The organism is Sphingomonas soli NBRC 100801, from assembly GCF_001591025.1.
Taxonomy (GTDB): Bacteria; Pseudomonadota; Alphaproteobacteria; order Sphingomonadales; family Sphingomonadaceae; genus Sphingomonas; species Sphingomonas soli.
Genome location: NZ_BCTZ01000008.1, coordinates 1 through 7,149, shown reverse-complemented (window position 1 = coordinate 7,149; position 7,149 = coordinate 1). Strand labels below are relative to the sequence as shown.

Annotated in this window: 3 protein-coding genes; all 3 read right to left on the bottom strand. The window is 67.2% G+C overall.

From position 1 onward, the window contains the following. A partial coding sequence (locus tag SSO01S_RS06080; RefSeq protein WP_218000340.1) for a baseplate wedge protein occupies positions 1-2,508 on the bottom strand: 2,508 nt, incomplete at its 3' end. Further along, positions 2,505-6,605 carry a baseplate J/gp47 family protein gene (locus SSO01S_RS06075; protein WP_066796790.1) on the bottom strand — a complete coding sequence of 1,367 codons (4,101 nt, stop codon included), beginning with the start codon at positions 6,603-6,605 and terminating at the stop codon, positions 2,505-2,507. The genes SSO01S_RS06080 and SSO01S_RS06075, both read right to left, overlap by 4 nt. A gap of 10 nt (positions 6,606-6,615) precedes the next feature. After that, positions 6,616-7,056, bottom strand: a complete 441-nt coding sequence (locus SSO01S_RS06070) for a GPW/gp25 family protein (RefSeq protein WP_066796782.1) — start codon at positions 7,054-7,056, stop codon at positions 6,616-6,618. Positions 7,057-7,149: the final 93 nt, after the last annotated feature.

Here is a 7,149-nt window from a genome sequence, read left to right as displayed (position 1 = left end):
CGGCGGTGGGGGGGGCGGCGGGGGAGGCGCGGCGCGCTGGAGGAAGCGTTCGAGATGCCAGCTGGTCTTGGCTCGCCGTTCCGGCGATCCATCGCGCAGCGCGCTTACCCACGCGTGATAAAGGTGGCGGAAGTGGCGCATGCGCCGGGGGCGGAGGAACAGATCGTTCACCAGGATGTGCGCGGGCATGTTGCTGCGGACGATCTGGCGGGCCTGATGCCGCCAGCCATTATCCGCCTCGCCGTCTCCGGCAGGCATCACCGCGCTGATGCGGAAGCTATAGTCTTCGGAGGTCTCGTCCGGGTCGACGTGATGATGATGGTGATGATCGTGGTGGTGGTGGTGGTGATGGTGATGGTGATGGTGGTGATGGTGGTGGTGGTGGTGATGGCGATGGTGCTCGCGGGCGAAGCGGAGCAGGGTCCATTCGACGATGTACAGCCGCCGCTCTGCACCGGCGGCTGCATGGACCAGCCGATCCGTCATCGCGACGGCGGCGGCCACGTCGGGAAATTCGCCCAGTACCCAGCACGCGTCTTCGATGTCGCGGCATACCAGGAACACCGGGCCGCTCCCGGGCAGCGCACCGACCGAATAGCGTGCGGGATCGGCCAGCGCGGGCATCAGCGCGGCGGCCACGGTCTGGCCGGCTAGGGGGGATGCTTCGCCTTCCGCTTCCCCTTCGCGGCCGCGCGGCGATACCTCGACAGGCAGGAAAGTCTGGGCAACGATCGCGCTCAGCTCGGGGGGTAGCCGCCAGCCGAAGGTCGCCGCAGGATCGGTGACGATTGTCGCGCCGTCGCGGCGGCTGGTCGCGTCGAGCAGCGCCAGTTCGATCCGGCAGCGCACCTCGAGCCCGCCGCCGATGCCGTGATCATGCGCGCGGAGATAATCGAAGCCGCGGCCACGATCGCGCGTGGCGGGCACCAGCTTGGCAAGCAGCGCCTTCTTTGCCTCCACCAACGCCGTGCCGGGCGTTGTCTCCACCGCGCCGCACGCCGCGTCAGGCGGCGGCGCGAGCGTTTCGGCGTAGAGCGACAACAGGAAGTCCAGAATGCTGTTCTGGCGCGCAAGGACCGGATCGGCGGCGGCGATCAGCGCCTGAAGCCCCATTGCATAGCCCGGTTCGAGCAGCGGCTTCGCATCGGGCACGATCCCCGCCAGTGATTGGCCGACATAGGTCTTGTCGCCTCCTGCCGTCAGCGAAAACAGATCGCGCACGAAGGCAAGCTGGGCGAAGAAATCAGCCATCAGCTGATCGAACGCCATCAGATAGCCCTTGAGCTGTTTCGCCTGCCCCTTTCGCGCCACCGTCGCGCCGGGGGGCAAGCCATAAGCGCCGATCCCATAGACCTCGGGGAACTGGTTCTGGACCGAGCTGTAGGCCGCGAGATCGGCTCCCGTGCCGCAGGGCGGCCGATAGGTGTGGGCATATTGCGACCAGAGATCATAGGTCCGGCGCTGGTTCGCCCAATCGCGCGCGAGATTGCGCCGCACCTTGACCGGATTGGTCCGGCAGATGCTTGAGCCGTGCTTCAGGCGCATCGCATGGCCTTCCACGCCCGGCTCGGTCTCCAGCCAGAGGATATGGCCGGCGGGGACGTGGATCGTCTCGCCTGGCCGGTAGGTCTGGTCGAGCACATGGACCGAGAGCCGATCGACCGAGAGCACGCCGGTCACTTCGGCGATGATTTCCTGCAGATATTCCACCGCAACCTGCGACGGCATCGCCGTCAATTGATCGTCATCGATAAAGCCGCGCAGCATCAGCGGCCCTTTGAATATCTCCGTAGTCGTAAGCCCGGCGGCGCGCTGCTGTTCGAGCGAGACGCGCTTCGGCTCCGGGGCCAGCGCGAGGCCGAGCCGGAACAGGATTTCCGCGAGGACGGTGTCCGGATCGACATGATCGTCGAGCTGCACCTCGGCGCGGACCCGCGTGCGCAGCGGGCGCAGCACGACGACATCCTCCAGATCCTCGCACAAGGCGCGGTGCGCCGTGTAGCAATCGAGCACCGCGCGCCGCACCGTCTCCGGATGCGGGCCATGATCCTCACAGCCCGGATCGAACGCGGGGACCAGCACCGTGATGCGGTAAAGCCCCGAAACATCGGAAGGCCCGCTCACCGGCACCTTATCGAACCACGCATTGCCCACGGACGGCACCCGATCGATGATCAGCCGCCGAAGATCATCGATCGTGACCGGGTTTACGGGCATGATCGCGCGCGCCGGGTATAGCGCCTGACGCCGCAGCGCCACCTGACCCGTGCCCGGCGCGCCGAGCAGATCCTCGATCGGGAAATCGGAACGGTAAGACAGCTCGGTCAGCGCGTAGCAGAGTTGCTGCAGGATCGTGACGCCGGGATCGGACCAGTTGAAGTTGGTCCAGATATCCCCCGACAAGCGCTGGACCAGCCCGGTCCCCTGATCGAGCAGCCCCGCATAATCCAGCCCCGGATCGGTGCCGGCGGCAGGAAGCGGCAGCGACTTTCCGGCGCGCGCGGTCATGCGCGTGCCGCCCTGGAAATGGCCCGGGGCAGCAGCGGTTCATTGGCGGACTGGGTCTTGCCCTTCAGCACATGGGACGTAGCGGATGTCAGATAATGCCAGCCGTCCGGTTCGCCCAAATGCTCGGGGACGAGCTGGAGCGAGAGGATGGCGCGGACATAGGGGCGGTTGCGGATGAAATGCGCGACCTCGTCCCGCGTGTAGTAATCGTCAGGGCGCGGGCCGATCGCGGAAGGCCAGGGGGAGAGATACTGGATGAGCTCGCCGTTCAACCGTTCCTCGTTCGCGGTGACCGTATCCTCGCTGGTGAAGACGAGATCCGCGATCACCCTGATGCGGCGATAGACCGGATTGGCCACCGTCAGATCGATGAATGGGCTGATGCGCGAGCTCAGGAAGGCGTGAATATCGTCGAGCATGGTCGAATCGCTCGACGGGATCGTGGGATCGGAGATTGCGGGGGATTCGGGGCCGGGAATGGGGACGACCAGCACGCTCCCTGGCGTCCTCGCGACACTGCCATTGCTCGCCGATACGACCGCCACCTGCCAAAGCGACGGGAAGTTGGCGAGCGCGAGCATCGAATAGTCCCAACTCTGGATGCCGCGATCCTTGTGGTGCAGCCGCTCGGCCAGCCACATCTCGAATGCTGGCCCGGTTGCCGCCGGGGTGCCGCCCGATGACGGCAGCGGCTGCTCGATCGAACCGATATCCGGCAGCTTGGATTCAGGCTTGGTGATCGTGCCCGCGCGGAGCGGCGTGCCGAGGGCTGCGCCCCCTCCGGGGCCTACCCAGCTCGCCGAGGCGGCGTTTGTCGCTATTCCCGCAAGGTTGGGGAAGGCCGCCGAATCCCCGGAAGTAGCGATGCGCAACAGCGGGGGCGATCCGTCCGCCGTCGCGCCAAGGCTGAGGCTGACGATACCCGAATTGTGCAGTTCGTTGGTGGTGTCGCGCAGCGGGGTCAGACCGGTCCACCCATCCGGTCCGCCGGCCTGCGCCCAGCTGACGGGGGGCGTGAGCGTGGGCCAGCCGCTAGCGGGAGGTGCGAGCTGGACCAGCATGGCCGCCTGCTCGACGGGATCGGACAGACCGATGAACAGCGCGCCGGCCTGTCCGATCGGCGCGAGCAGCGGGACAGGATCCGCGCCCCAGCAGATGGGCGTGATCGCGCCGAAGGGGAGCAATTGGAAGTAGGTCATGGGCGGCTGCGCTCCGGCATCCCCGGACGCCAGGGTGCACAGCTTCGTCTCCGCGCCATAGTTGACCGAGATGCTGCTGGCGGTGGGTAGCCAGGGCTGGTTCGGAAAGCCCAGCGGATTGGCGCCCGCCATGCATTTCTGGATGCAGTCGGCGGTATCCGAACCCAGAGCGGTGGCGAGCTTTGCCCGGACGTCTTGTACGCCTGCCGAAACCATCGGCCGGGCGACCGGGGCAGGGCGCCCGGCCGCCCGGGCCTGGACCGCCGAAATGCCCGAGCCCGCGTCGATCAGCGCCTGCGCCTGGGCGAGCGCGGTGGATGCGGAAGCCGGAAACGCTGCGCTGTTGGCGGCGAGCCACGCGGCAAGATTGGCGTGCATCGTGGCGGGGTCCGGTGCGGAATCCCAAAACGAGCGCAACCGCTGGAGCAATGTGGCGGGGCGATCTCCAAGCGCGGCGGCAAGGCTTTCTTGCAGCGCTTCCTTGTCCGGGGGTGTGAGTCCGGCTGCCGCGATCGCCTGTTCGATTGCCTGTATCGCCGCACCGTCGAGATTGGCGAGCGTCCGCTGCGCCGCAGCCTTGAGCGACTGTTCGAGGCTGCCATCGGCGGCCTGGGCACTGGCGGCAAGGATCGGCGCGAGATGCTTGTCCTGTGGTGCCGTGGAATCGCCTTGCCCGCATTGCTGCGCGCAGGCCGATGCAGCGGCGGTAAGCTGCACCGATGCCGCCATCACATTGGGGGCGTAGAGTATGTTGCCGAAGGCCGTGTCGGGCTCGGTGAGCGTGAGCCGCACCAGGCTCAGCGCCGGATCATAATAGTCCTCCGGCGTTTCGGGATCGACCGACGCGATAAGCTGGGTCTGCGGCAGAAGCTGTCCGTCAGGCCGGGGGACGGGATCGCGCTCGGCGGTGCGGAACAGATAATAAGGCGGGCCGTCGCTCGCGATGCCCCACCAGCCGGGATTGCAGACCTGGAGCCCGGCGAGGAAGCTCTGATTGTCATATTGGCTACCCGAGGGCACGGTACGCCCGTCCGCATCGACGACATAGGCCTTGTAATAGCCCTTGAACCCCGTGGTGGTGACGGGAAGGCCGAACCAGTCGATCGTCAGCTCAAAGCTCGTCATGCGCTTGGCGAATAGCTCTGGCGCGGAGATATCCAGCGTCGCGCCCTGCACCGGGGGCGAGCCGAAGATCTGGAAGGCCTGGCTGGTGTCGGTTGGCCCGTTCGGCGTGGCCGTATCGAACTGCGTCAAGCCGACCACTTCGACATGGATCGACAGCTCCGACATCATCATGCCGGCCAGCAGGGCATAGGGATAGACATTGACGCCGGAGAGCGGGTCCTCGGGGGTGGCGCTCACCCGCACCGCATCCTGCCGCAGCGTGCCGAGCAGTACGGGGACGTCATGATCGGGGACCGCACCGTCGGGCGGTGTCGCGTCTGCAGCCGGGGGCGTGGCGGACAGCGCGACGAACGGATCGGCATCGCTATCGAGCACGAAGGACAGGACGAAGAGGCCGCTATCCGGGCCGATCTCGGTCGCCTGGTATCCGCCCTCGATCGCGACCCAGCCGCCCGCCGTGGAATAACGCAGCGCGAACGCGGCCTCGATCAACTGGGTGAAGACGTCGCCGGGGGCGACCCCGCCCGCCGCCACGCCGATCCGCTCACAGACGTTCCAGGCCTCGGCAAGGCTCTTGCCGGTGAGCGAGAAGCCGATCGTGACCGAGCGCGTGCCCCCGGCGAGCAGAAGCGTGGGGCTGGCGACCGCGAAGCCCAGCGATGCGGCGACCGTGGTCAGCACGCCGCTGACGCCTGTGGTGCTCGCGCCGAAGATCGGGAAGGGGGCGGCGATCGCCGGGGCCTTTTCCGACAGCGCGACCTCTCCGCTCAGCGCCTGCGCCAGGATTGGCGTGCCGCCGTCGAGCGTCTGGCTCGTGACGGTCAGCGTGCGCAGCGATGCGACCGAGGCGATATCGACCGAGACTGCGGAATCGAGCGCATAGCCGATGCTCTCCCCGTTGCCGTCCGTGCCGGCGAGGAAGCGCGTGCCGCGCGGCAGCTCGGCATGGCTCAGTCCCTTGGCGGGGGTGAAGGCAAGCGGGACCGTGTCGGGCGTGCCGCTGCGGCTGGTCTGGTGCAGAACCTCGCGCTGGTAGAACTGGATCAGCCGCTCGGGAAAGCGATTGATCGAGGCCTGGGCGTGGCCGAACAGGACCGCGAAAGCATCGTACAGTCCCGATTGCGGGGCATGGCGCTTGTCGTCGAAGGATGCGTCCAGAGCGGCGAGCGTCGCGGCGCGATCCTGATCGAGCACGGTCAGCAAGGCGCTTGCGACCGCATCGAGCTGCTCGGCGAATTGCTCTACCCAGCCGCCATGGTGGTGATCCAAGGCCTGCTCGATGGCGTTCTTGCCGAGCATTGCCTGGAGCCGCCGCGCAGGTTCGGCAAGAAAATCGCGCCGGTCAGAGGTGCTGAGGCCGGTCAGGGCGTGACCGAGCGTATCGCCGTCGATCTGCCCCAACGTCTGGATGCGCGCCAGCTGCTGGATCGCGGCTGCGGCGCGGGTGCCATGCGCGATCCGCGCTTCGGCGATCTCGGCTTCGGTCAGATCTGCGAGCAGGCGATCGAAATCGGCGCGGATGCTCGCGAGATCGAGGCCGGCGCGGATCGCCAGCGCGATGCTGCGATCGTTGCGGAAGAAGGATGACCAGTCGCCATGCGGTTGGTCGTTGAGATCGTAGAAGGTGATCAGCTTGCCGTAATGACCGGCGAAGGCGAGCAGGGTGGGCAGATCACGCCCATCGACCGCGACCCCCTGTGGCGAAGGGGCAGCGCGCACGCGATCTGCCTGGCTGGGGGCTCGATTGAGCGCGAGATCGTCGGGTGCCGCCATTACCCGGACATCACATTTCGGGCGGGGCGAGCGTCGCCTCGTTCAGGTAGAAGGGATAGACGAGGTTGCTCCGCGCATTCGTCTGGCGGACGATGTAATCGACCGAGATCGCGACCAGACCCGCTGCCGGGTCCACCGGCGCAACTTCGACGCGGGTGACGTCGATCCGCGGCTCCCAATCGAGGATGGCCTTGAGGATCAGCGAGCGAATGTCGTTGATCAGCGTTTCGGTCAGCGCGTCGAACACCTTTGCGCGCAGCCCGCTCCCATAGGTGGCGGCCATGATCCGCTCGCCCAGGCTCGTCGAGAACAGCACCCACAGGCATTCCCGGATGTTCTCGTCCCCGCTCGACATCACCACCGTCGGCTGGATCAGCGTCGGGTCGAAGACCGGCGGGAAGCTCCAGCCGGTGCCCAGAAAGGCGCTTGCCGTGGTGATCTCCCGGCCCATCGCCTAGCCGCCGATCATCACGGTGGGCATGCCGAGCACGATCGAGCCGCCATGCGCGGTGCTGTCGCCCATCCGCGCGGCGGGCCGCCCGCC

Coding starts and splice junctions, on each gene's coding strand:
- SSO01S_RS06075 (WP_066796790.1), bottom strand. CDS start 6,605: ATGGCGGCACCCGACGATCTCGCGCTCAATCGAGCCCCCAGCCAGGCA.
- SSO01S_RS06070 (WP_066796782.1), bottom strand. CDS start 7,056: ATGGGCCGGGAGATCACCACGGCAAGCGCCTTTCTGGGCACCGGCTGG.